The 23,365-nt window shown below is 62.2% G+C and carries 16 protein-coding genes and 2 pseudogenes; 6 read left to right on the top strand and 12 right to left on the bottom strand.

What is annotated here, in order from left to right; translation table 11 throughout:
* Window positions 1–10 precede the first annotated feature (10 nt).
* From AC0T4W_RS05365 to hrpA, 5 genes are all read right to left on the bottom strand, one after another.
* A complete protein-coding gene (locus AC0T4W_RS05365) occupies window positions 11–226 on the bottom strand; it encodes a hypothetical protein (RefSeq protein WP_476317076.1) in 216 nt (71 codons plus the stop codon).
* A gap of 80 nt (window positions 227–306) precedes the next feature.
* Window positions 307–1,062, bottom strand: a complete 756-nt coding sequence (istB, locus tag AC0T4W_RS05360) for an IS21-like element helper ATPase IstB (protein WP_476316371.1) — start codon at window positions 1,060–1,062, stop codon at window positions 307–309.
* A 16-nt stretch (window positions 1,063–1,078) separates the two neighbouring features.
* On the bottom strand, window positions 1,079–2,599 hold the full coding sequence (gene istA, locus AC0T4W_RS05355; RefSeq protein ID WP_476317073.1) for an IS21 family transposase: 1,521 nt from the start codon (window positions 2,597–2,599) through the stop codon (window positions 1,079–1,081).
* 185 nt (window positions 2,600–2,784) lie between these two features.
* Window positions 2,785–3,342: a substrate-binding periplasmic protein gene (locus AC0T4W_RS05350; protein ID WP_476317070.1), complete on the bottom strand. Its 558-nt coding sequence runs from the start codon at window positions 3,340–3,342 to the stop codon at window positions 2,785–2,787.
* 25 nt (window positions 3,343–3,367) lie between these two features.
* The gene (hrpA, locus tag AC0T4W_RS05345; protein WP_476323476.1) at window positions 3,368–7,432 is read right to left on the bottom strand and encodes an ATP-dependent RNA helicase HrpA; all 4,065 of its coding nucleotides are present in this window, start codon (window positions 7,430–7,432) and stop codon (window positions 3,368–3,370) included.
* Between the two features lie 236 nt (window positions 7,433–7,668).
* Between hrpA and arcD the strand changes: the two genes are divergently transcribed.
* From arcD to AC0T4W_RS05330, 3 genes and pseudogenes are all read left to right on the top strand, one after another.
* Entirely contained in the window at window positions 7,669–9,096 is a 1,428-nt protein-coding gene (arcD, locus tag AC0T4W_RS05340; protein WP_476317066.1) for an arginine-ornithine antiporter, read from the top strand.
* A 16-nt stretch (window positions 9,097–9,112) separates the two neighbouring features.
* Complete coding sequence (arcA, locus tag AC0T4W_RS05335) at window positions 9,113–10,363, top strand: arginine deiminase (RefSeq protein ID WP_476317064.1); 1,251 nt, start codon at window positions 9,113–9,115, stop codon at window positions 10,361–10,363.
* Window positions 10,364–10,693: 330 nt separating this feature from the next.
* A pseudogene (locus AC0T4W_RS05330) lies at window positions 10,694–11,044 on the top strand (Rossmann-fold NAD(P)-binding domain-containing protein); the annotation flags it as partial.
* A gap of 195 nt (window positions 11,045–11,239) precedes the next feature.
* On the opposite strand, the gene istB (AC0T4W_RS05325) reads toward AC0T4W_RS05330, so the two are convergent.
* Window positions 11,240–12,043, bottom strand: coding sequence for an IS21-like element ISPst3 family helper ATPase IstB (gene istB, locus AC0T4W_RS05325; protein ID WP_476314408.1), 804 nt, complete (start codon window positions 12,041–12,043; stop codon window positions 11,240–11,242).
* Window positions 12,036–13,535, bottom strand: a complete 1,500-nt coding sequence (gene istA, locus AC0T4W_RS05320; RefSeq protein ID WP_476315011.1) for an IS21 family transposase — start codon at window positions 13,533–13,535, stop codon at window positions 12,036–12,038. The genes istB (AC0T4W_RS05325) and istA (AC0T4W_RS05320) overlap by 8 nt, the downstream gene beginning before the upstream one ends.
* A gap of 115 nt (window positions 13,536–13,650) precedes the next feature.
* Here istA (AC0T4W_RS05320) and argF point away from each other — a divergent pair.
* From argF to AC0T4W_RS05305, 3 genes and pseudogenes are all read left to right on the top strand, one after another.
* Window positions 13,651–14,319: pseudogene (gene argF / locus AC0T4W_RS05315) on the top strand (ornithine carbamoyltransferase); the annotation flags it as partial.
* Window positions 14,320–14,575: 256 nt separating this feature from the next.
* A complete protein-coding gene (arcC, locus tag AC0T4W_RS05310) occupies window positions 14,576–15,502 on the top strand; it encodes a carbamate kinase (RefSeq protein WP_476317061.1) in 927 nt (308 codons plus the stop codon).
* Between the two features lie 46 nt (window positions 15,503–15,548).
* Complete coding sequence (locus AC0T4W_RS05305) at window positions 15,549–15,914, top strand: DUF5064 family protein (protein ID WP_476317058.1); 366 nt, start codon at window positions 15,549–15,551, stop codon at window positions 15,912–15,914.
* A 270-nt stretch (window positions 15,915–16,184) separates the two neighbouring features.
* On the opposite strand, the gene AC0T4W_RS05300 is transcribed toward AC0T4W_RS05305, so the two are convergent.
* The 5 genes from AC0T4W_RS05300 to AC0T4W_RS05280 form a co-directional block, all read right to left on the bottom strand.
* A complete protein-coding gene (locus AC0T4W_RS05300) occupies window positions 16,185–18,020 on the bottom strand; it encodes a GldG family protein (protein WP_476317055.1) in 1,836 nt (611 codons plus the stop codon).
* Window positions 18,021–18,028: 8 nt separating this feature from the next.
* Window positions 18,029–18,763 (bottom strand): ABC transporter permease subunit, encoded by a 735-nt coding sequence (locus AC0T4W_RS05295; RefSeq protein ID WP_476317052.1) that lies wholly within the window; start codon window positions 18,761–18,763, stop codon window positions 18,029–18,031.
* Window positions 18,760–19,683, bottom strand: coding sequence for an ABC transporter ATP-binding protein (locus AC0T4W_RS05290; protein WP_476317049.1), 924 nt, complete (start codon window positions 19,681–19,683; stop codon window positions 18,760–18,762). The genes AC0T4W_RS05295 and AC0T4W_RS05290 overlap by 4 nt, the downstream gene beginning before the upstream one ends.
* 1,056 nt (window positions 19,684–20,739) lie before the next feature.
* Window positions 20,740–21,909: an iron-containing alcohol dehydrogenase gene (locus tag AC0T4W_RS05285; RefSeq protein WP_476317047.1), complete on the bottom strand. Its 1,170-nt coding sequence runs from the start codon at window positions 21,907–21,909 to the stop codon at window positions 20,740–20,742.
* 8 nt (window positions 21,910–21,917) lie between these two features.
* The gene (locus AC0T4W_RS05280; RefSeq protein WP_476317044.1) at window positions 21,918–23,306 is read right to left on the bottom strand and encodes an aldehyde dehydrogenase family protein; all 1,389 of its coding nucleotides are present in this window, start codon (window positions 23,304–23,306) and stop codon (window positions 21,918–21,920) included.
* Window positions 23,307–23,365 lie beyond the last annotated feature (59 nt).

The following is a 23,365-nucleotide window of genomic DNA, read 5'->3' as shown; positions in this document are numbered from 1 at the left end:
GATGCTCGCCCTAGGGGTTTACGTAACGCTGCACAATCCGCGCATATCTGCCATCCACCACCAGTTCACGCAGCGCATCAGAATAGGCCTGGACAAAGGCTTCATCATTTGAGGCTTTGCTAAACGCCACTTCTGCCGCATCGCTGGACACCACCACAGCCGTTGGTTTGATCCGGTCGCTAAGGCCGAGCTGCTGGATTTTGCGGATTCCACGCCATTCGGACACTCAGCCCACGCTGATCCGGACACCTGTTCCACGGTCATCCGGACAGGCAGTCGGAGCGCAGCGACGCAGGATATGCATTGTTAGTCTGAGGTGCCCGGCGTCGTCAATTTCTTCGCCCGCCTGCGCATCGACTCTCCCTTCAGGTTGATCCGGTAGGCGTTGTGCACCAGGCGGTCGAGGATGGCGTCGGCCAGGGTCGGATCGCCGATCAGTTCGTGCCAGTTGTCCACCGGCATCTGACTGGTCACGATGGTTGAGCGTTGGCCGTAGCGGTCGTCCAGCAGCTCCAGCATGTCGCGGCGCTGTTCGTTGGTGAACGGTGCCAGGCCCCAGTCATCGAGGATCAGCAGGTCGGTCTTGGCGTAGCTGCTCATCAGCTTGACGAAGCGGCCGTCGCCATGTGCCAGGCCCAGTTCTTCCAGCAGCCGTGGCAGGCGCAGATAGCGCACGCTGCAGCCGTCCCGGCAGGCCTGGTGGGCCAGGGCGCAGGCCAGCCAGGTTTTGCCGACGCCGGTGGGGCCGCCGATGATCAGGTTGAGGCCGTCGCGCAGCCACTGGCCGCTGCGCAGTTGCAGGATCAGCGCCTTGTCCAGCCCGCGCGGGGCGCGGTAGTCGATGTCTTCGAGGCAGGCGTTGTGCTTGAGCCGGGCCTGGCGTAGGCGGTTGCTCAGGCGCTTGTCGTCGCGCTCGGTCAGCTCGCGATCGACCAACAGGCCGAGGCGTTCTTCGAAGCTCAGGCTGTCGATGTCGGGTGTTTTCAGTTGCTCGGCGAGGGCTTTGAGCATGCCGTGCAGGCGCAGGGTTTGCAGCTTGTCCAGGGTCGGGTGAGGCAGCATGGTGGGATTCCTTTGTTCAGTGGTAGTAGCCGGGGCCGCGCAGGTTGGCGTGGTCGTCCGGTAGTAGGGGTAGGTTCTGTTGAGCCAGCGGCAGGTTTTCCAGGCCTTGGCGCAGAATCGATTCGAGGCTTTTGTAGCTACAGGCACCGAGGCTTAGGGCGCGCTGGCAGGCGGCTTCCAGCCGTTCTTCGCCGTGGTGCTTGCCCAGGCGCAGGATGCCCAGGCAAGCGCGGTAGCCATGCTGCGGATGCACGCGCCGTTCGAGGATGTGGCTGATTACGCCGGCGGTGTTCGGGCCGGTCTGCTCGGCCCAGCGGATCAGCCGTTGAGGCGTCCACTCGGCATGCTCGCGATGGCTCTTGGGCATGTGCTCGGTCTGCGTGCTGTGCCGGCCTTTGTGCAGGGAGCGTACGTGGCTGGCCACCCGCTGGTTGGCGTGGAAGCACTCCACGGTGCGGGCCGTCAGACGCACCTCCAGCTGCTTCTTCACCAACTGGTAGGGCACCGAGTAGTAATGCCCATCGACCTCGACGTGGTAGTCGATATGCACCCGCGCCTTCTTCCACTCGGCATAGACGTAGGGCTGCTCCGGCAGCGGGCGCAGGGCCGGGCGATCCAGGCTGGCGAAGGCCGATTGCCGGGAGCCCGGTAGCTTCTTGAACGGCCGTTGGTTGAGTCGCTCCAGCAGCACGGCGATGGCCCGGTTGAGTTCGTCCAGGGAGAAGAACTGGCGATGGCGCAAGGCGGCGAGGATCCAGCGCTCGACCACCTGCACGCCGACCTCGGCCTTGGCCTTGTCGCGCGGCTTACGGGCCCGCGCCGGCACCACCGCCACACCATAGTGCTCGGCCAGATCGCGGTAACTGGGGTTGATGTCCGGTTCGTAGCGATGGGCCTTGCTCACCGCACTGCGCAGGTTGTCCGGCACCACGATCTCCGGTACCCCGCCGAGGAAGGCGAAGCAGCGGGCATGGGAGCCCAGCCAGTCGGGCAACTGCTGCGACCAGGTGGCCTCGGCGAAGGTGTAGCTGGAGGCACCGAGCACCGCGACGAACACCTGCGCCTGACGGATCTCGCCGCTGTGCCGGTCGATCACCGGCACCGTCTGGCCGGCATAGTCGACGAACAGCTTCTCGCCGACGCGGTGCTCCTGGCGCATCACCACATCCAGTTTGCCCTGCCAGGTCCGGTAGTGGTCGCAGAACCAGCTGTACTGGAAGCCCTGTGGCTGGCCCAGCCGATACTCCTGCCAGAGCAGCGCCAGGGTCACGCCTGGTCGGCGCAGCTCGGCATGCACCCAGGCCCAGTCGGGAGTTGGTCGTTGCTCAGAGGGGATCTCCGGCGGTGGCGGGAACAGGCGCCGCTCCAGCTCGGCGTCGGACAACTCAGTAGGGAGCGGCCAGGAGAGGCCGCAGGCCGTGAATCGGCAAAGGTAATCACCGGCACTGCTGTGACCTATGCCCAGACTGCGGGAGATCTTACGGACAGACAGCCCGCAATCGAACTTGAGGCGCAACACTTCACGGATTTTACGCATGGATAAACGCTCCACGACGACCTCTCTGCTTCGAAAAAGAGGCCAATGGTAGTGAATAAATCCTGCGTAGCTGCCTGCCAGAAAGTGTCCGGATGGCTGTGGAATCAGTGTCCGGATGCTCGTGGAATGGGTGTCCGGATCAGCGTGGAATCACTGTCCGGATGTGCGTGGAATGGGTGTCCGAGTCAGCGCGGAATCCGCAGGATTTCGTAGGTGCCCGTGTTTTCGTCGGCAATCACGCCATCGATACGGCCCTTGCCGACCATGTGCCAGAGGCTAGTGCGATTGGCGACTATCGATACCCGCGCGGCAAAGGCCGGATCACGCATCAGCTGTTCGTAGTCCGCGCCGTAGGCCACGCTAATCTGCGCGCCCAGGCGGAACTCGCTGTGCTGCAGCTCTAGCAGTCGCGTAGCCGGCCAACGCTGCATGGCCTGCGCATGCATAAACAGAATATTGCGCGATGGCGGCAGCACCGGGCCGGAAAAATGCGCATACACCTCGCGCTCTGGCCGGCGGAAGGCGCCTGGCAGAATATCCAGCCGACCCAGCTCCAGTTCCTTGAGCGCCCGCGCCCAAGGCAATTTGCGCAGTTTGGTTTGGCAGCCCACACGGGCCAGTGCCGCGCGGTTGATTTCAACGTCGATACCAACCACCGCGCCATCGTCTGCCTGCATGCTGAAGGGCGGATCATCGTCCCAGCGCAGGGTTTTCTCGCACGCGGCTAGCGCCAGGCCCGGCACATAGGCCAGCAGCCCTTTTTCTCACTCAAGCCTCGACGCTGCTCCACTGCTTGCTCAGGCGCTTGTCCGACACCGGCAGCTTGGTGCCCAGTTGCTGGGCGAACAGCGATACGCGGTATTCCTCCAGCAGCCAGCGATACAAAACCAGTTGCGGGTCGCGTTTGCCTTCCTGGCTGTGTTTGCCCAGGCGCGCCTGGTATTGCTCCCAGTAGCCCGCCAGCTCGCCGCTCCATACGCGGTCGCGCTGCACCTGGCCGGCGATCTTGTCCAGGCGTTGCTCGATGGCCTTGAGATAACGCGGCACTTCCTTGAGCCACTGCGCCGGGGTTTCGCGGACGAAACCGGGATACACCAGGTTGCTCAGTTGCAGCTTGATGTCATTCAGCGCCATGGCCTGGGCCAGGTCGATCTTGCCTTTGAAGCGCTTTTGCAGGCCGTGCCAAAGCTTGAGAATTTCCAGGGTCAGCTTGGCCAGACGCTCGGCCTCGCCGGTCCAGTCGCCACGCTTGCGTTCGGCCAGGGCAGCCAGACCCGCACCGTTACGCGGTAAAGGCTCAGTGCCTTCAAGGATGCAGTTATCGAGGCTGGCCAGCAGGATGTCTTCGACCAAGGCATCGACCCGGCCCATGTCGCGATAGAGCAACGCCAGCTCGGTCAGCCCCGGCAATTTGCCGCGCAGGAATTTCGCCTGCTCAGCCAGTTGCTGCAGCAGTAAACGCTGCAGCGCGCGGCGGTGCTGGAACTCGGCTTCGGCCAAGGTTGGGAAGCGCCCTTCCTTGACCACGCCCGCCTCTTCCACCAGCGCCGGGTAAACGGTCATGGACAGGCCGGCCACCTGTTGCTGGGTCTTGGCCGCCACTTCGCTAAAGGCCTTGGCCTCCACTGGTTGCTGGCTCTTGGCGGTTTTCGGTAGGGCCAGGCCGGCCTGGGTGGCTTCGCTGAAACGCGCGGTCAGCTCGGCCAGGTCGCGGCCTTCACCCAAGGGTTTGCCCTGGTTGTCGACCACTTCGATATTCATCCGTAGATGGCCTTCAAGCTGCGCGGCGGACTCCATCCAGGCCTCTTCGCTGACCCGCGTGCCAGTCATGCGCGTCAGCTCGCGGCCCAGGGCGTCGGGCAGGCTGCCGTCGGCAAAGCTGAGCTTGCCTAAAGCTGCGCCAACAAAATCCGGCACCGGTACAAAGTTCTTGCGCAGCGCCTTGGGCAGGCCGCGCACCAGGGCCATGCACTTGGCTTCCAGCAGGCCCGGCACCAACCATTCCAGGCGCTCCGGCGGCAGTTGTGGCAACAGCGGCGCGGGTACGCGCAAGGTCACGCCGTCACGGGGATGATTGGGTTCGAAATGATAGGTGAGCGGCAAGGTCAGCTCGCCCAGGCGCAGGGTATCCGGGTATTGGGCGGCGGTGACTTCCTTGGCATCACGGGCGAGTACATCCTCTTCGCGCATGATCAGTAGCTGGGAGTTCTTCGCGCTTTCGGCTTTGTACCAACTGTCGAAGGTCGCGCTCTGGTGGATGTTTGCCGGCAGACGCGCCTCGTAGTAAGCAAACAGGGTTTCATCGTCGGCCAGAATGTCGCGGCGGCGGGCCTTGGCTTCCAGCTCGTCGAGTTTTTCCAGCAACTGGCGGTTGGCGGTCAGGCACTTGGCGCGGCTGTGCATCTCGCCGCCGACCAGGCCCTCGCGGATAAACAGCTCCCGCGAGGTCACCGGGTCAATCGGGCCGAAATGCACAGCGCGGCGACCGACCACGATCAGGCCGTAGAGGCTGATTTGCTCATAGGCCACCACCTGGCCGCGCTTCTTCTCCCAATGCGGTTCCAGGTGGTTCTTCTTGATCAGGTGGCCGGCCAGGGGTTCGATCCAGTCCGGCTCGATTTTGGCCACCATGCGGGCAAACAGCTTGGTGGTTTCCACCAGTTCACTGGCCATCAACCAACTGGGTTTCTTGCGCCCGATCACCGAGGACGGGTGCACCCAGAAGCGCCGCTGGCGGGCGCCGAGGTAGTCACCGTCTTCGGTCTTTTGGCCGATCTGACTCAGCAGGCCGGCGAGAATGGCCTTGTGTACGGCGGCGTAGCCTTTGGCGCGTTGTGCGGCTTGGTCTTTTTCGGCCAGTTCTTTTTCTTTCTGCGCGGCTGATAGCTGGACGTCACCCGTAGGATGGCGTTGAGCAGAGCGATACTCATCATCTGCTCCGGCATGGGTATCGCTACGCTCCACCCATCCTACGTTGCCCTTAGCCGGCGAGAGCTGCAAATCACGGGTAATCAGCACCAACTGGCGGTGCGCGTCGCGCCATTCGCGCAGGCGCAGGTAATTGAGGAAGTTCTTCCGGCACCAACTGCGCAGCGCACTGGAGCCGAGGGCCTGGCGCTGTTCTTCGAAGCCGCGCCAGAGGTTGATCAGCGCGGCGAAGTCGGAGTCCACATCCTTCCACTGCGCATGGGCCTGGTCGGCGGCCTGCTGGCGGTCGGAGGGGCGCTCGCGCACATCCTGCACCGACAAGGCGCTGGCGATAATCAGGATTTCCTCAAGACTGCCCTGCTTGGCCCCTTCCAGCACCATACGACCCAGGCGTGGGTCCACCGGCAAGCGCGCCAGCTGGCGCCCCAGCGGGGTCAGTTGGCCCTCGCGGTTAACCGCCGAAAGCTCCTGCAGCAAGTTGAAGCCGTCGCTGATGGCCTTGCCATCCGGCGGTTCGATAAAGGGGAAAGCGTCGATTTCACCCAGGCGCAGATGGAGCATCTGCAGAATCACCGCCGCCAGGTTGGTGCGCAGAATTTCCGGGTCGGTAAAGGCTGGGCGGCCGTTGAAATCTTCCTCGCTGTACAGGCGAATACAGATGCCCGGCTCGACCCGCCCGCAACGGCCCTTGCGCTGGTTGGCGCTGGCCTGGGACACGGCCTCGATGGGCAGGCGCTGTACCTTGGCGCGGTAGCTGTAGCGGCTGATACGCGCCGTGCCGGAGTCGATCACATAGCGGATGCCGGGTACGGTTAGCGAGGTTTCCGCCACGTTGGTGGCCAGCACAATCTTGCGCGCGCCCATGGGCGCGAAAATCTTCTGCTGCTCGGCCGGGGTCAGGCGCGCATAGAGCGGCAGCACTTCGGTCAGGCGCAGATTGGCCTTGCGCAGCACTTCAGCGGCGTCACGAATCTCGCGTTCACCGGGCAGGAAGACCAGGATGTCACCGGGACGCTTGCCTTCGCTTTTCTCAAAGGCACTGATTTCATCCAGAGTCGCGAGAATTGCCTGGTCAACCGAAAGGTCTTCCTCAACCCGGTTGCCGTCTTCGTCCTGCTCGGCGGCCAGGGGCCGGTACCAGGTGTCCACCGGGAAGGTGCGCCCGGACACTTCGACAATCGGTGCGCCGTCGAAATGTTCAGAGAAGCGCTGCAGGTCGATGGTCGCCGAAGTGATGATCAGCTTGAGGTCCGGGCGGCGCACCAGCAGGGTTTTCAGAAAGCCCAGCAAAAAATCGATGTTCAGGCTGCGTTCGTGGGCTTCGTCGACGATGATGGTGTCGTACTTTTCCAGGTAGCGGTCGTGCTGGGTCTCGGCCAGCAGGATGCCGTCGGTCATCAGTTTGATCAGGCTGCGCTCGTTGCTCTGGTCCTCGAAACGCACCTGATAGCCGACCAGCTCACCCAGCGGCGTGCCAATCTCCTCCGCCACCCGTGTCGCCACGCTGCGTGCGGCCAGACGGCGCGGCTGGGTGTGGCCGATCAAACCATGTACGCCGCGACCCAGCTCCAGGCAGATCTTCGGCAACTGGGTGGTCTTGCCCGAACCGGTTTCCCCTGCGATCACCACCACCTGGTGTTTGCTGATGGCGGCCTTAATCTCATCGCGCTTGGCGGCAATCGGCAGCGCATCGTCGTAGCGCATGGCCGGCACGCTCAGGCGGCGCGCCTCAACCTTGGCGCGGGATGCCTCGAAGCGTTCAAGCCAGTGCGCCAGCTTGGCCTCATCCACGGGCGTCTGCTTGCGCAGCTCATGCAACTGGCGGCGCAAGCGATGACGGTCGCCCAGCAGGGTCTGGTCGAGGTTTTTCAGCAGGTGGTCAACGGCGGGCGTGGCTTCGGTCATCGGGCAATCGCGGGGTGGGGTGAAGGGGAAGAGCAGGAGGGTGGCGATTGTCGCAGATTTGCCGGGCGAGGTCAGGAACCCCATAAATCTAAGGACTCCAGGCAAATGGCCAACCACCAGACTGTCATTAAAGCGCGCGCTCATACCTAATCGCGGCTTATTGATTCATATCACTACGGTCGCACAGATAAACGCGCCCAATACCCTCGCTATTCACTGACTTGGTGGTAAATGGTATGCCTGATTCAACGCAGAAACTTCGCCTAGGCGCACTGGTCGCCCTGGTGGTCGGCTCCATGGTCGGCGGCGGGATTTTCTCCCTGCCGCAGAACATGGCAGCCAGCGCAGGGGCCGGGGCCGTAATGATCGGCTGGGCCATCACCGCAGTCGGTATGCTGACCCTGGCCTTCGTCTTCCAGACTCTGGCCAACCGCAAGCCGGAGCTGGACTCCGGTGTCTACGCCTATGCCAAAGCCGGCTTCGGCGACTACATGGGTTTCTCCTCGGCCTGGGGCTACTGGATTAGCGCCTGGCTGGGCAACGTCAGTTACTTCGTCCTGCTGTTCTCCACTCTCGGCTACTTCTTCCCGGTGTTCGGCGAAGGCAACACGGTACCGGCGGTAATCGGTGCCTCGCTGGTGCTCTGGGGCGTGCACTTTTTGGTGCTACGCGGGATCAAGGAAGCGGCTTTCATCAACACCGTAACCACCATCGCCAAGATGGTGCCGCTGGTGCTGTTTATCGTTATCGCCGCCATCGCTTTCAAGTTTGAGGTGTTCACTGCGGACATCTGGGGCTTGGGCAACCCGGACCTGGGCAGCGTGATGACCCAGGTGCGCAACATGATGCTGGTCACCGTCTGGGTGTTTATCGGCATCGAAGGCGCCAGCGTCTATTCGGCCCGCGCCGAGAAGCGCAGCGATGTTGGCAAGGCCACCGTGATCGGCTTCGTTGGCGTACTCATGCTACTGATGCTGGTCAACATGCTGTCGCTGGGCATCATGAACCAGGCCGAACTGGCCGGGCTGAAGAACCCCTCCATGGCCTACGTGCTTGAGCATGTGGTCGGCCGTTGGGGCGCAATATTTATCGCCATCGGCCTGGTCGTTTCACTCGCTGGCGCCCTGCTGTCCTGGACCCTGTTGTGCGCGGAGATTCTCTTCGCCGCCGCACGCGACCACACCATGCCGGAGTTTCTGCGCAAGGAGAACGCTAACCAGGTGCCGGCCAACGCACTGTGGCTGACCAACGGACTGATCCAGCTGTTTCTGGTCATCACCCTGTTCAGCAGCTCCACCTACCTCAGCCTGCTGTATCTGGCCACCTCGATGATCCTGGTGCCTTATCTGTGGTCCGCTGCCTATGCCGTACTACTGACGGTACGCGGCGAGAGCTACGAGCAGGCACCCGGCCAACGTAAAAAAGACCTGTTTATCGGCAGCATTGCCCTGGTCTACGCCATCTGGCTGCTCTACGCCGGTGGCATCCAGTACCTGCTGCTCTCCGCCCTGCTCTATGCCCCTGGCGCTCTGCTATTCGCCAAGGCCAAGCGCGAGCTGGGTCAACCCATCTTCACCGGCGTTGAAAAGATCATCTTCACCGCCGTCCTGATAGGCGCCGCCCTCGCTGCTTACGGGCTGTATGACGGCACTCTGAGTCTCTGACGAAAAGGCGTTCACTATGTCCAAGAAAGCTCTCGGCGTTCATTCCGAAGCCGGCAAACTGCACAAGGTAATGGTCTGCTCGCCAGGCCTGGCACACCTGCGCCTGACCCCGAACAACTGCGATGAGCTGCTGTTCGATGACGTGATCTGGGTATCCCAGGCCAAGCGGGACCACTTCGACTTTATGACCAAGATGCGCGAACGCGACATCGAGGTGGTGGAGATGCACAACCTGCTGGAGGAAACCGTCAAGCACCCCGAGGCCCTGAAATGGATCCTCGACCGCAAGATCAACCCCAACAGCGTCGGCCTGGGCCTGCAGGACGAGGTACGCTCCTTTATCGAAGGGCTGGAAGCACGCAGGATCGCTGAGTACCTGATCGGCGGAGTCTCCGGTGCAGACCTGGCCAAGCACAAGGACTCCGACGCGGCGAAGATGTTCAACGCCTACCTGGGCGAATCGAGCTTTATCTTCCCGCCACTGCCCAACACCCAGTTCACCCGCGATACCACCTGCTGGATCTATGGTGGGGTGACCCTCAACCCCATGCACTGGCCGGCCCGTCGGCAGGAAACCCTGCTGGCCACCGCCATTTACAAATTCCACCCGGACTTTGCGAACGAAGAGTTCGACATCTGGTACGGCGACCCGGATAAAGACCATGGCTCAGCGACGCTGGAAGGCGGCGACGTGATGCCTATCGGCAACGGCACCGTTCTGATCGGCATGGGCGAGCGCACCTCGCATCAGGCCATCAGCCAAGTGGCCCGCGCACTGTTCGCCAAGGGCGCAGCAGAGCGGGTGATAGTGGCCGGCCTGGGCAGATCCCGCGCAGCCATGCACCTGGACACCGTGTTCAGCTTCTGTGACCGCGACCTGGTGACCATCTTCCCGGAAGTGGTGAATGGCATCGTGTCCTTCATCCTGCGGCCAGACGAAAGTCGCCCAGGCGGCATCGATGTGCGCCGCGATGAACGCCCCTTCCTTGAGGTGGTTGCCGAAGCCCTCAATTTGAAAAAACTGCGCGTAGTGCAGACCGGTGGCGACAGCTACGAAGCCGAGCGTGAACAGTGGGACGACGGCAACAACGTGGTCTGCCTGGAACCGGGCGTAGTGGTCGGCTACGACCGCAACACCTACACCAACACCCTGTTGCGCAAGGCCGGCGTAGAAGTCATCACCATCAGCGCCAGCGAACTGGGGCGCGGGCGCGGCGGCGGCCACTGCATGACCTGCCCGATCATCCGCGACCCCATCGACTATTAGGGTCTGTTGCCTTTTCGACGCGAGCCGCGTTGCTGCGCCAAATTGCGCCAGGCTAGGCGTGGGATGCAGGTAATGGTCGTTCCCTTGCCAAATCCCACAACGACGCATGGCGCAATTTGCCGCGCAACCCGAAGGGACGGGCCAGTTTTTGCGTGGAGCGTCGTTACTCGACGGCTCATTTGGGCGACCAAACTTCGCGTCTCGCGCCTAGCCCCACGCAAAAACTGGCTCCGTCGCGGCCGTGCGCGAAATGACAACAGACCCTATCAAGCCAGCCCCTGCGACTACCCGTGCAGGGTGCTTTTCAGATGCCCACAAGGAGAAAGAACCATGGCTTTCAATATGCACAACCGCAACCTGCTCAGCCTGATGCACCACAACCCCCGCGAGCTGCGTTACCTGCTAGACCTGGCGCGCGACCTTAAGCGTGCCAAGTACACCGGCACCGAACAACAGCACCTGCAACGCAAGAACATCGCACTGATTTTCGAGAAAACCTCCACCCGTACCCGCTGCGCCTTCGAAGTGGCCGCCTACGACCAAGGTGCCAATGTCACCTACATCGACCCCAACTCCTCGCAGATCGGTCACAAGGAGTCGATGAAAGACACCGCTCGCGTACTCGGCCGCATGTATGACGCCATCGAGTACCGTGGCTTCAAGCAGGAGATCGTCGAAGACTGTTGGCGCTGATGGAAAATTGACCCACCCTGCCGATTGAAATTTGACCCAGGGCGGATTGCTGATTTCTGCATCAGCAACTGTGGATAAGTCTATCAGCGCAGCTGCTCTTAATCCCCCCTCCGTCGATAGCCCAGTTCAGTTGTTTAAGACCTGCCACATGCAGTCATGCAGCAGGTCACCCTCTCGACATGCTCAGAACGGCTCGTCGTCCTCCGGCCGCTGGTCGCCCTTAGGTTTTCGTTCGCGTGCTTTGATCTTCGCCTGGGCCGCCAAGCTGCTGTGTTGCAAGCGGTAGGACTCGTTGCCCGTTTCGACGATGTGGCAGTGGTGGGTCAGCCGATCCAGCAGGGCTGTGGTCATCTTGGCGTCGCCGAACACACTCGACCATTCGGCGAAGCTCAGGTTGGTGGTGATCACCACGCTGGTGTGTTCGTACAGCTTGGACAGCAGGTGAAACAGCAGAGCACCACCGGCCTGGCTGAAGGGCAGATACCCTAGCTCGTCGAGGATGATCAGATCCATGCGCAGCAGTGCCTGGGCGATGCGCCCGGCCTTGCCGTCGTGCTTCTCGCGCTCCAGCAGATTGACTAGGTCAACCGTGGAGTAGAAGCGCACGCGCTTGCCGTGCAGGGTGATGCCGGACACGGCCAGCGCGGTGGCCAGGTGGGTCTTGCCGGTGCCCGGTCCGCCGATCAGCACCAGGTTCTGGGCGGTGTCGGTAAAGGCCAGGCTGGCCAGCTCTTTGATCAGGCGTGCGTCGGCGCTGGAGGAGCTGAAGTCGAAGCCGGCCAGATCGCGGTGCATCGGCAGCTTGGCCATGTTCATCTGGTGGCTCACCGAGCGCATGGCGCGATCTGTGTGCTCCTGTTGCAGCAGGTGTTCGAGCAACCATCTGGAGGACGCCGTTGCCGACTCGCCCTGGGCGATCAACTCCGCCCAGGCAGTGGCCATGCCGTGCAGGCGCAGTTCCTTGAGTTCAGCCATAAGATCACGCATGACCGATTTCCTCGGCATGGCTACGCAGGAGGTCGTAGCGCGCCGTGTTGGCGACGGGGGCTTCCTTGAGCGGCAAGTGGGTTTCGACGGTGGGCGGCGGTTCGCTCGATGTCAGCCGCGCCACGACATTGAGGATGTGTTCGGCGCTCAGGCTGCCGCTCTCAAGCACCAGCTCAACAGCCACCAGCACCGCATCGAGCCCGGCGACCGGTACGGCGGCCAGGACTTGCGCCATGATCCGGTCACCGCCGGCATGCCGCCCCAGGCCGTGCCTGAGCCGACGCAGCGGCGCTGGCAGATCGGCAAAGGGCGCGCCGTTGCGCAGCGCGCCGGGCTTGCGCTCAATCAGCGGGATGTAGTGCTGCCAGTCATAGCTGACCTGGTCGCGATCCAGTAAACGCGCATGGCTGGCAATCAACAGGTCATCGGCCACCACCTCAATCCGGGTCGGATACAGGCGGCTGCTGACCCACCGGCCGGCGCGCTCACAGGGCACCGAGTAGCGGTTGCGCCCCACGCTGACCAGGCAGGTACTGGAAACCCGCGCCGCACGCTCGACGTAACCGTCGAAGGCCGTGGGCATGGGCATCATTTCGGCCCGCTCCAACTCCAGCACCTCGGCCACACTGAGCCCGCCGTACTGCGGGTGCGCCAGCTCGCTCCAGAGTGCGCGGCAGCGCTGGCCGAGCCAGGCATTGAGTTCTTCGAAGGAGTGAAATTGGCCGTCCTGGGCGTCGAGCCAGATGCGTCGCCGGCTGTCTTGCACGTTCTTCTCGACGATGCCCTTTTCCCAGCCCGAGGCGACGTTGCAGAAGTCCGGGTCGAACAGGTAGTGCGCACACATCACCGCGAAACGCGCATTCACCGTGCGGCCTTTGCCCTTATTGACCTTGTCGACGGCCGTCTTCATGTTGTCGTAAATACCCCGGCGCGGCACGCCGCCCAAGGCGCTGAACGAGCGCGTATGCGCGTCGAACAACATCTCGTGGCCTTGGCTCGGATAAGCCACCAGCCAGAATGCACGGCTGGCGCAGAGCTTCAGGTGCGCCACCTGCATACGCCGGTAAATGCCGCCGATCAGCAAACCCTCTTCGCTCCAGTCGAACTGAAACGCCTCGCCCAGCGCAAAGGTCAGCGGCACAAAGGCGTGCAACGCCTTGCCCTGCTCCCCGCGCCAGGCACGGATAAACGCGGTGAGCTGGCTGTAGCCACCGTCGTACCCCTCGGCCTTGATTTGCGCCAACAGCGCCTTGGCACTGCGCCGCTGTTGCTTGGAACGCAGCGAGTCGGCCTTCAGCGCCTGCTCCAGCGTGGCGTGAAAAGCACTGAGCTTGTTGAATACCGCCCGGCGCTGGTACGCCGGCTGCTTCGCCTCGGGTGCTCTGACCCATTTGCGAATGGTGTTGCGCGCCAACCCGGTGCGCTTGGTTATCTCATGCAGCGACAGCTTGTCGCGAAAATACATCCGGCGAATTTTGCCCATCATTTCCATACTGATCACCCTGTGTTCTCCTGCTCAGAAATTGAGCAGAAGCAGTTGAACACCTGGGTCAGTTTTCAGTCGGCAGAACAGCCTCTACTGGGTCAGTTTTCGGTCAGCGGCAACAGTCGAAGACCTCGCCCAGTACGCCGGCGTACCAGTATTCAACGGGCTGACCGACGAATACCACCCGACCCAGATGCTCGCCGACGTGATGACCATGCGCGAGCATAGCGACAAAGCCCTCCACGAAATCAGCTACGCCTACCTGGGCGATGCGCGCAACAACATGGGCAACTCGCTGCTGCTGATCGGCGCCAAACTCGGCATGGATGTCCGTATCGCCGCACCCAAGGCGCTGTGGCCGAGTGATGAACATGTCGCCGCGTGCAAGCAATTCGCCGAAGAAAGCGGCGCACGCATCACCCTCACCGAAGACCCCAAGGAAGCGGTCAAGGGCGTCGACTTCGTCCATACCGACGTGTGGGTGTCCATGGGCGAGCCGGTAGACGTATGGGGCGAGCGCATCGAAGAGCTGCTGCCGTACCAGGTCAACATGGACATCATGAAGGCCACCGGCAACCCGCGGGCCAAGTTCATGCACTGCCTGCCAGCCTTCCACAACAGCGACACCAAGATCGGCAAGCAGATCGCCGAGCAGTACCCGCATCTGGCGGGCGGTGTAGAGGTCACCGAAGAAGTCTTCGAGTCGCCCTACAACATCGCCTTTGAGCAGGCAGAAAATCGCATGCACACGATCAAGGCCGTATTGGTCTCGACTCTGGGCGATATCTGAGAACCGGCTGAAAGTCTGCTGCGCGTCGGCACTGCTGCGTTAAAAAACAGGCTCGGGCGGCTCATTTACAGCTCGTAAACTCCGCGCCCTCGCCTGTTTTTGCCTTGCATTGCTCTAGGAGCCTGTCGGACTTGACACTGTTCTACTGCGGAAAAGCCCGACAGGCTCCTAGCTCGCGAGACTTTAAAGCCGGTTCTAAATAGCCGTAGCCCTGATTGCATCCGGGCTACGAGTTCTCGAACAAGGAGATTCAACTATGCGATTAGTCATCGCTCTGGGCGGCAACGCCCTGCTGCGGCGTGGCGAAGCCATGACCGCCGAGAACCAGCGCGAAAACGTGCGCATCGCCTGCGAGCAGATCGCCAAGGTGGCGCCCGGCAACGAACTGGTGATCGCTCATGGCAACGGCCCACAGGTCGGCCTGCTGGCGCTACAAGGCAACGCCTACGATGCCAATAATTCCTTTCCGCTGGACGTACTCGGGGCTGAGACCGAAGGCATGATCGGTTACATGATCGAGCAGGAATTAGGCAACCTGTTGCCGATTGAAGTGCCCTTCGCCACCCTCCTCACCCAAGTCGAGGTGGATAGCGGCGACCCGGCCTTTAAAAAACCCAGTAAGCCCATCGGCCCGGTCTACAGCAAGGAAGAGGCCGAGCGCCTGGCCGCCGAAAAGGGTTGGAGCATCGCCCCAGACGGCGACAAATTTCGCCGCGTAGTGGCCAGCCCAAGACCACAACGTATCTTCGAAATTCGCCCGATCAAATGGCTACTGGAAAAAGGCTGCGTGGTGATCTGCGCCGGCGGTGGCGGGATTCCCACCATGTACGACGGCAATCAGCTGCGCGGCGTCGAGGCGGTGATCGACAAGGACCTATGTTCAGCACTGCTTGCTGAGCAGCTCAATTGCGACCTACTGGTAATCGCCACCGACGTCGACGCCGCCTATATCGACTGGGGCAAGCCAACGCAGGCCTCCATCGCCGAAGCGCACCCGGACGAGATGGACAAACTCGGCTTCGCCGCTGGCTCAATGGGACCCAAGGTACAGGCCGCTTGCGAGTTCGTCCGTAACACCGGCGGTACCACAGTGATCGGCTCGTTAGAAAATATCGAAGCCATCGTCCAAGGCACCTCCGGCACCCGCATCAGCCTGGCAAGCGACGGCATCCGATTCTACTGACCCGAAGCAGGGCTTCGGCCCTGCGCGCCCTAATGGAGCGCTCAGCATGTTCACACCTGGTCATCTACACCGCAGCAACCTAGAACACCCTGAAGGCCTGCGGCTGGCTCCGCCCTTCTCCATCGATTTCTACTACGAAGTGCGCCAAGACCCGCAAGAGGGCCCTATGCTGCATATGCGCTTGGTCGGTGAGGTGCAGGGACGGCATTTCGACGAGGAATTCGAGCTGCATCGCGATGTTGCCTTCAACTTCGCCAGCGCCGCCACCCGAGTCGCCGCTAAGCACGGCCTGCCACCCAATGCCAGCCCGATCATGCGTGGCCACGACGAATACGACAAAGTGTTCGCCGATATTCGCCAAAAGCTGCATGCCAAGCCTGGGGAGCCAGTCAATCTCGACCACATCGACTAAGCGGGCGGTGTAACAATCGCTCAGGCCGGTCACGGCGATCCGCTTGGTGCATATGCGCGGACCGCATTATGGCGTGAGTTATGGTTTTTGGCTGGCCACGAGTTATCACGTGGGAACGGCATTGGCCGCGATGCTTTATAACCTTGATCGCGGGCATGGCCCGCTCCTACAGAGGCAGAAATGCAATGCCGTGGGAGGCGCTTTAGCGGCGAGTGATCTCGATAAAAACAAAGGGCCGCATTAAGCGGCCCTTTGTAGGTGCATACGGAATTAGCCGTGTTTGCGCCGACGCCATAACCACAGCGCCAGCACGCCCAGCGTCAGCAGCAGCGGCACCAGGGCGATATTGAGGAATTTGAGCGTACCGCCCAGTGCCTCGATATCAGCATTGAGCTGGTAGCGCACATCACGCAGTTCCTTGCGGATTGCCAGTTTCTGTTGCACGAACTGCTGCACTGCGGCCTGCTGCTCGGGGGTCAGTTCCAGAGCCTTACTCGGATCATCACTGCGTTGCAGGGCGGCCAGTTTCTGCTCAGTTTCGGCCAGTTGGTTTTGCAGGGCCTGTTCCTTCTCGCGGAACTTGACCTCGGCATCACGCTGAATGGCATCCACCACCTCGAACGGCCGGGTAAAGCGACCGCGTGAACGCACGCTGATCAACGCTTCGGAACCGGCCAGGTTATCCAGGGCGTTGATCGCAAAGCCGGCGTTGTCCGCCCAGGGCTGCGGGATACGCTGACCGAAGAATTCCTGCACCTGCACCCACATGCGGTCGGTGAGCATGTCAGTGTCGGCCACCACGATCACGTTGATGTTGTCGGCTTGTTTGAGGCCGTCCTTCTGCCCTTCGATGCCATTCGGGTATGCCGACACCGCCGGACCGCTGATACGCGCCGCCAGGGTGTAGCGCTCGCCGGTGGGTTTCAGCTCGCGGATCAGCTCCTCCGGATTGGCCAGCATGCCAAAGCGTTTAACATCAAACGGCATAGCGTACTGCGAGCTGCGAATCAGCGGGGTGAACTGGGTTTTCGCGCCTTCCAAAGGTTCCAGCAAACCGGCGGTGGCCACCGTGACGGTTTCCAGCGAAGCGGTGCTGATGTCCTCGGCATCCAGGGCATTCTTCGGCAGGCTCAACCAGGCGGCGTGGCGCACCGGCCGTTGGCCCTGCCCCATGCTGACCGACATGGCGTAGGAACCGTCGCCAAGCACTTGGTCCGGCACCATGCGCAGGCCCCAGGCCTTGAACAGTTCCGGCAAGTCCGAAGCCTTATCGATGACCATTTCACCCGGCATTTCGGCCTGGGTATCGGCCTCGCTGAACGGGTCAACAAAGGTCAGCAGCTTGCCGCCGCGCAGAACGAACTGATCAATTGCGTACAGGGTCTGCTCGGGCAGCTGCTTGGGATGGATCAGCAGCAGCACCGAAACATTCTCGGGGATCAGGTCAACGTCACGCTTAAGGCTTTCGATCTGGAACAGCTGGCGGATTTCCTCGATCAGCATCCAGGCCGGCGTCGGCTGGCGCGCAGCCATATCAAAGCCGCCATTAACCTGCAGCCCGGCAAGCACGCCGACCACCGGCCGCTCGGGCTTGGCCAGGCTTTGCACCAGACGGCTGAGTTCGTATTCAAGGAACTCTTCCTGATCCAGGGCGAAGAACGGGATCACCTGGGTCAGGCCTTCGGCATTTTTGCCGGCCAGGCCAAAGTAGATTGTGTCACCGCCCTGCTGCAGCGGAATGCCCTGCAGGCCGAACTCGGCGGCTTTGTCTTCGTCCTCAGAGAACGGTGCCGGGTCGATGATCTTCAGTTTGAGTTTGTCACCGGCCTCGCGCTGGTAGGCCTTGAGCATTTCCTCAACGCGTTTGGCGTAGGTGCGCAGCGCCGGCAAGTCCTTGGTGGCGGTGTCGGAGTAGAAGAAGTTCAGCTCCACCGGCTCATCCAGCTCGGCAAGAATCTGCTCGGTGCCGCTGGAGAGGGTGTAGAGCTTCTGCTCGGTCAGATCCAGGCGCAGCCCGCTAAGGCTGACGCTGGAGAACAGGTTGAAGGCGAGAAACGCCAGGGCAATGAGTGCGAGCCCGGCGCTGGAAACCATCAGCTTTTTCATGGGCGGCCTCAGTCAGCTTTCTTCAGGTCGATAACCACCGCCGTCGCAGCCAACCAGGCGGCGATCAGGGTGAGGAAATACAGCAGGTCGCGCAGGTCGATCACGCCCTTGCTGATCGCATCAAAACGGGTCAGGACGCTCAGCGAAGCCACGGCATCCACCAGCCATTGCGGGGCCCAGCCACTGAAACCGTCGAGCACCATGGGGAAGCCGCTGACGATAAACAGGAAGCACACGCTAACCGCCAGGATAAAGGCGATCACCTGGTTCTTCGCCAACGCCGACATGCACGAGCCAATCGCCAGGTAGGCGCCGGCCAGCAGCCAGCTGCCGATGTAGCCGGTGATGATCGCGCCGTTATCCGGCTCACCCAGGTAGTTGACGGTGATGATCATCGGGAAGGTCAGCAGCAGCGCCAAGCCGGCAAACACCCAGGCCGCGAGGAACTTGCCGGTGACCGCGTCAAAACGGGTGATCGGCAGGGTCATCAGCAGCTCGATGGTGCCGCTCTTGCGCTCCTCGGCCCACAGGCGCATGGCAATCGCCGGCACCAGAAACAGGTACAGCCAGGGGTGGAAGTTGAAGAACGGCGCCAAGTTGGCCTGGCCGCTCTCGAAGAAGCCGCCCAGATAGAAGGTGAACACCCCGGACAGCACCAGAAAGATCAGGATAAACACGTAAGCCAGCGGCGTGGCGAAGTAACTCGCCAGCTCGCGCTTGAAGATCACCGGCAACTGACTCATACCACCTCCCCACGGGTCAGGCTGCGGAACACTTCGTCCAGCCGACCGCGTTCGACATTCAATTCCTTGACCTGCCAACCGCGTTCGGCGATCAGCGCATTGACCTGCGGGAAGATCACCTCACCCGGCTTAGCCAGGATGCTCAGGCTGTGCTCCAGGGCGTTCTCTTCCACTCCGGCAACGCCCGGCAGCGCCGCCAGTGCGGCCTGATCCAGCGGCTCGGCAGCGACCAGAGTGACGGCCTGGTGATAGCGCGAGCGGCTTTCCAACTCCAGCGGCGTGCCATCGGCCAGCAACTTGCCGTGGGCAATGACCACGGCGCGGGTGCAGACAGCGGACACTTCTTCAAGAATGTGGGTGGAGATGATCACAATCTTGTCGTGGGCCAAGCTCTGAATCAGCTTGCGCACCTGGTGCTTCTGGTTCGGGTCGAGGCCGTCGGTGGGCTCGTCGAGGATCAGCACCTTGGGGTCATGCAAAATCGCCTGGGCCAGGCCGACGCGGCGCTTAAAGCCCTTGGACAGGGTTTCGATAGACTGCTCCAGCACGGCGTCCAGCTCGACCTGAGCCACCGCCTTGGCCACCCGCTCACGCTTCTCGGCGCCCTTGAAACCGCGCACCTCGGCAATAAATTCGAGGAAGCTGCGCACCGTCATATCGCCGTAGCATGGCGCGCCTTCGGGCAAGTAACCGATCTGCCGTTGGGCTTTGAGGGTGTCTTTCTGGATATCGAAACCGAGAATGCTGGCGCTGCCTGATGTCGGCGCAAGAAAGCCGGTGAGCATCTTCATGGTGGTGGATTTGCCGGCGCCGTTGGGGCCGAGAAAGCCCAGCACTTCACCGGGCTGAACACTGAAGGACAGGTCGTCGACAGCCGTGTGCTGCGCAAAACGCTTGGTTAGTTTTTTTATTTCGATCATGGCCTCTCACCATTGCGGTAACAGGCCCTGCTTGCAGCCGGTACTGACGCAAGCCGGGCGCTTAAGTGCCGGCGGACTATAAGGAGTCACACGCGGGCAACGCAAGCCAGGAACCGGTGAGTCATGTATCTGTTCGCTACAGCGCAGCGAGGTGCTGGCCACCTAGCCTGTAGCCCGGATGAAATCCGGGGAAATCCTCCACCCATAAATCCGCCCTGGATTGCATCCAGGCTACGGGCGGCGTTAGTCACAGCCTGGGATTGGGCAAACCAGCGAACAACGGGTGGGTTAGCGGCGCAACGCGCAGAGCAGTCAGGCACCGCCATAGTGGCGCGCCGCGTAACCCACCAGGCGACATACCAGGTTGCGCCGGTGGTGGGTTACGCCGCGCCGGATCTTGCGGGATCATCGCTATCGGCAGCACGCGCCTAACCCACCCTACGCAAGGTCGCTTAAGCCCGTAGCCCGGATGAAATCCGGGGAAATCCTCCACCCATAAATCCGCCCTGGATTGCATCCAGGCTACGGGCGGCGTTAGTCACAGCCTGCGATTGGGCAAACCAGCGAACAACGTAGGGGGGGGTAGCGGCGCCACGCGCAGAGCAGTCAGGCACCGCCATAGTGGCGCGCCGCGTAACCCACCAGGCGATAACCAGGTTGCGCCGGTGGTGGGTTACGGCGCGGCGGATCTTGCGGGATCATCGCTATCGGCAGCACGCGCCTAACCCACCCTACGCACGGTCGCTTAAGCCCGTAGCCCGGATGAAATCCGGGGAAATCCTCCACCCATAAATCCGCCCTGGATTGCATCCAGGCTACGGGCGGCGTTAGTCACAGCCTGCGATTGGGCAAACCAGCGAACAACGGGTGGGTTAGCGGCGCCACGCGCAGAGCAATCAGGCACCGCCATAGTGGCGCGCCGCGTAACCCACCAGGCGATATACCAGGTTGCGCCGGTGGTGGGTTACGCCGCGCCGGATCTTGCGGGATCATCGCTATCGGCAGCACGCGCCTAACCCACCCTACGAGAGGCCGCTTAGGGCACAAACAGCCTCTCTAAAGGGTGCCGCGCAGGGCTTTTTCGAACAACTGACTGTATTGCGCAGCGGTAAAGGCAATCGGGTTGGTGCCGGCGGATGGGTCGACCTCGGCCATCTGCCCGACCTGCTCGATGCGCGTGTCATCGATGCCGATCTCGCCCAGGCTGTGCGGAATGCCGACCTGCTCACGCAGCGCCATCACCCACTCCAGCACGCCGCTGAAACCTGGATTGGCCAGGTTCAGGTAACGCGCCATTTTTTCCATCTGCGGCTCGATGCGCTCGCGGTTGGCCACCAGCACGTAGGGCATCAGTACTGCATTGAGCAGGCCATGATGGGCGTCGTATAGCGCGCCAAGCGGATGGGCCAGGGCATGCATGGCGCCCAGGCCGCGCTGGAATGCCGTCGCGCCCATGCTTGAGGCCACCAACATCTGCAAGCGCGCTTCAACATCGCCGCCCTGCGCCACTGCGCGCGGCAGATACTCCTGCACCAAGCGCATACCTTCCAAAGCGATGCCTTCGGCCATGGGGTGGAACAGCGGTGAGCAGAAGGCCTCCAGGTTGTGTGACAGCGCGTCCATACCGGTGGCAGCGGTGATTTTGGCCGGCAGGCCGAGGGTCAGTTCGGGGTCGAGAATCACCAGCGCCGGCAGCATGCGCGCGTGGAAGATGATGCGTTTGATATGCGCGGCGTCATCAGTAATCACCGAGGCGCGGCCAACTTCCGAGCCGGTGCCGGCGGTGGTCGGCACCGCCACAACCGGGGCCATACCGGCGACGTTGACGCGGTTGCAGTTGTCGCCGATATCCTCGAAATCCCACAGCGGTCGGTCCTGGCCAACCATCAGGGCAATGGCCTTGCCGGCATCCAGCGCCGAGCCACCACCAAAAGCGATCACCCCGTCATGCCCGCCGGCTTTGAACGCGGCCACCCCATCCATCACGTTCTGCCCGGTGGGGTTGCCCTTGATGCCATGGAACAGCCCGGCCTTGAGGCCATCATCGCGGCAGTGCCGCAGCGCGTGGTCGATCATCGGCAAGGCGGCAAGGCCTGGGTCGGTCACCAGCAGCGGCGCGTTCATCCCCAGGTGCCGGCAAGCCGCAGGTAATTCGCTGATACGGCCAACACCGACGCGCACCGAGGTCGGGTAATTCCAGTTCATGCGGTAGTGATTCAGGTCCATGGCGCGCCTCACAACTGAGTTTTGAAGTGGAAGGATTTCGGCCGGGTGACGTGCTCGAAGCCAACGCTGGACAGGGTGCAGCCGCGCCCGGAGTTCTTCACCCCGGTCCAGGCCAATGCCGGGTCGAGGTAATCGCAGCGGTTGAGAAACACCGTGCCCGCCTCCACTCGGTCGGCCAGGGCCATGGCGGCGTCGACATCACGGCTGAAGATCGCGGCAGTTAGGCCGAACTCGCTGTCATTCATCAGCGCTAGGGCTTCTTCGTCATCCTTGACCTTCTGGATGCCCACCACGGGGCCGAAGGATTCCTCAGTCATCACCCGCATACCGTGGTGCACATTAGTCAGCACCTGCGGCGCCAGGTACTGCGAGCCGGGATGGTCCAGGGCAAAGTCAGCCGGCACCAGATGGGCCGTGGCGCCCTGCTCGATTGCATCGTGAATCTGCCCACGAACGAAGTCTGCGGCCTCGGCGCGCACCAGCGGGCCGAGGGTGGTGTCCGGGTCATCGGAGCGGCCCAGCTTGTACTGTTTGACCAGCGCCACCGCCTGCTCGACGAAGACCTCAAAGAGTGATTCGTGCACATAGATGCGCTCGATGCCGCAGCACGATTGTCCGGAGTTAAAGAACGCCCCATCGATTGTGGTTTCCACCGCATGGGCCAGATCGGCGTCGGCCCGCACATAAGCCGGGTCCTTGCCGCCCAGCTCCAGGCCAATACTGAGAAAGCGCCCCACCGCTACCCGCTCGACCATGGCGCCGCCCGGCACCGAACCGGTGAAGGCCACATGGGCGATGGTCGGCGCCTGGATCAGCGCCTCGGTTTCACCGTGGCTCAGGTGCAGGTACTGGAATACTCCGTCCGGCAAGCCGGCTTCAGTAAAGGCCTCCACCATGCGCTCGGCGCACAGCGGGGTTTGCGCCGAATGCTTGAGCAGTACTGCATTGCCGGCCAGCAGCGCCGGCATCACCGCGTTTACCGCTGTCAGGTAGGGGTAATTCCAGGGCGCAATCACCAGCGCCACGCCCAAGGGTTCACGGCGGATAAAACGGATAAAGCCGGGCTTTTCCGGCACCTGAATATCTGCCAGGGCCTGCTCGGCGATATCGGCCATATAGCTGGCGCGCTCGACAAAGCCGCGCACCTCACCTGCTGCATAGCGGATCGGCCGACCCATCATCCAGCACAGCTCTTCGGCCAACTGAGGTTCCTTGGCGGCGAAGGCGGCAATCGCCTTGCGACCGATGGCGATGCGCTCGGCCAGCGGGATGTTTTTCCAGGCCTGCTGCGCTAGCTCGGCCTTAAGCAGCGCGGCCTGGATCTCGGGATTGGAAGCCAGATGACGCTCGACATACACCGAGCCGTCGATGGGTGAAATGCATTGCAGTTTGCTCATTGCTTGCACCATAGAATCCCGTCGCGAACAACAGGTTGGTCTGCTGTGACTCTACAAGC

This window comes from Pseudomonas sp. C7.1, from assembly GCF_056312395.1.
This window is presented reverse-complemented; position numbering and strand designations above follow the sequence as displayed.

Excerpts from the sequence above, each read along its gene's own strand:
- AC0T4W_RS05285 (WP_476317047.1), bottom strand. The coding sequence starts at position 21,909 with ATGGACCTGAATCACTACCGCATGAACTGGAATTACCCGACCTCGGTG.
- istA (WP_476317073.1), bottom strand. The coding sequence starts at position 2,599 with ATGCGTAAAATCCGTGAAGTGTTGCGCCTCAAGTTCGATTGCGGGCTG.
- AC0T4W_RS05295 (WP_476317052.1), bottom strand. The coding sequence starts at position 18,763 with ATGAGTCAGTTGCCGGTGATCTTCAAGCGCGAGCTGGCGAGTTACTTC.
- istB (WP_476316371.1), bottom strand. The coding sequence starts at position 1,062 with ATGCTGCCTCACCCGACCCTGGACAAGCTGCAAACCCTGCGCCTGCAC.
- AC0T4W_RS05290 (WP_476317049.1), bottom strand. The coding sequence starts at position 19,683 with ATGATCGAAATAAAAAAACTAACCAAGCGTTTTGCGCAGCACACGGCT.
- AC0T4W_RS05280 (WP_476317044.1), bottom strand. The coding sequence starts at position 23,306 with ATGAGCAAACTGCAATGCATTTCACCCATCGACGGCTCGGTGTATGTC.
- istB (WP_476314408.1), bottom strand. The coding sequence starts at position 12,043 with ATGCGTGATCTTATGGCTGAACTCAAGGAACTGCGCCTGCACGGCATG.
- AC0T4W_RS05305 (WP_476317058.1), top strand. The coding sequence starts at position 15,549 with ATGTTCACACCTGGTCATCTACACCGCAGCAACCTAGAACACCCTGAA.
- AC0T4W_RS05300 (WP_476317055.1), bottom strand. The coding sequence starts at position 18,020 with ATGAAAAAGCTGATGGTTTCCAGCGCCGGGCTCGCACTCATTGCCCTG.
- arcD (WP_476317066.1), top strand. The coding sequence starts at position 7,669 with ATGCCTGATTCAACGCAGAAACTTCGCCTAGGCGCACTGGTCGCCCTG.
- istA (WP_476315011.1), bottom strand. The coding sequence starts at position 13,535 with ATGGAAATGATGGGCAAAATTCGCCGGATGTATTTTCGCGACAAGCTG.
- arcC (WP_476317061.1), top strand. The coding sequence starts at position 14,576 with ATGCGATTAGTCATCGCTCTGGGCGGCAACGCCCTGCTGCGGCGTGGC.
- hrpA (WP_476323476.1), bottom strand. The coding sequence starts at position 7,432 with ATGACCGAAGCCACGCCCGCCGTTGACCACCTGCTGAAAAACCTCGAC.
- arcA (WP_476317064.1), top strand. The coding sequence starts at position 9,113 with ATGTCCAAGAAAGCTCTCGGCGTTCATTCCGAAGCCGGCAAACTGCAC.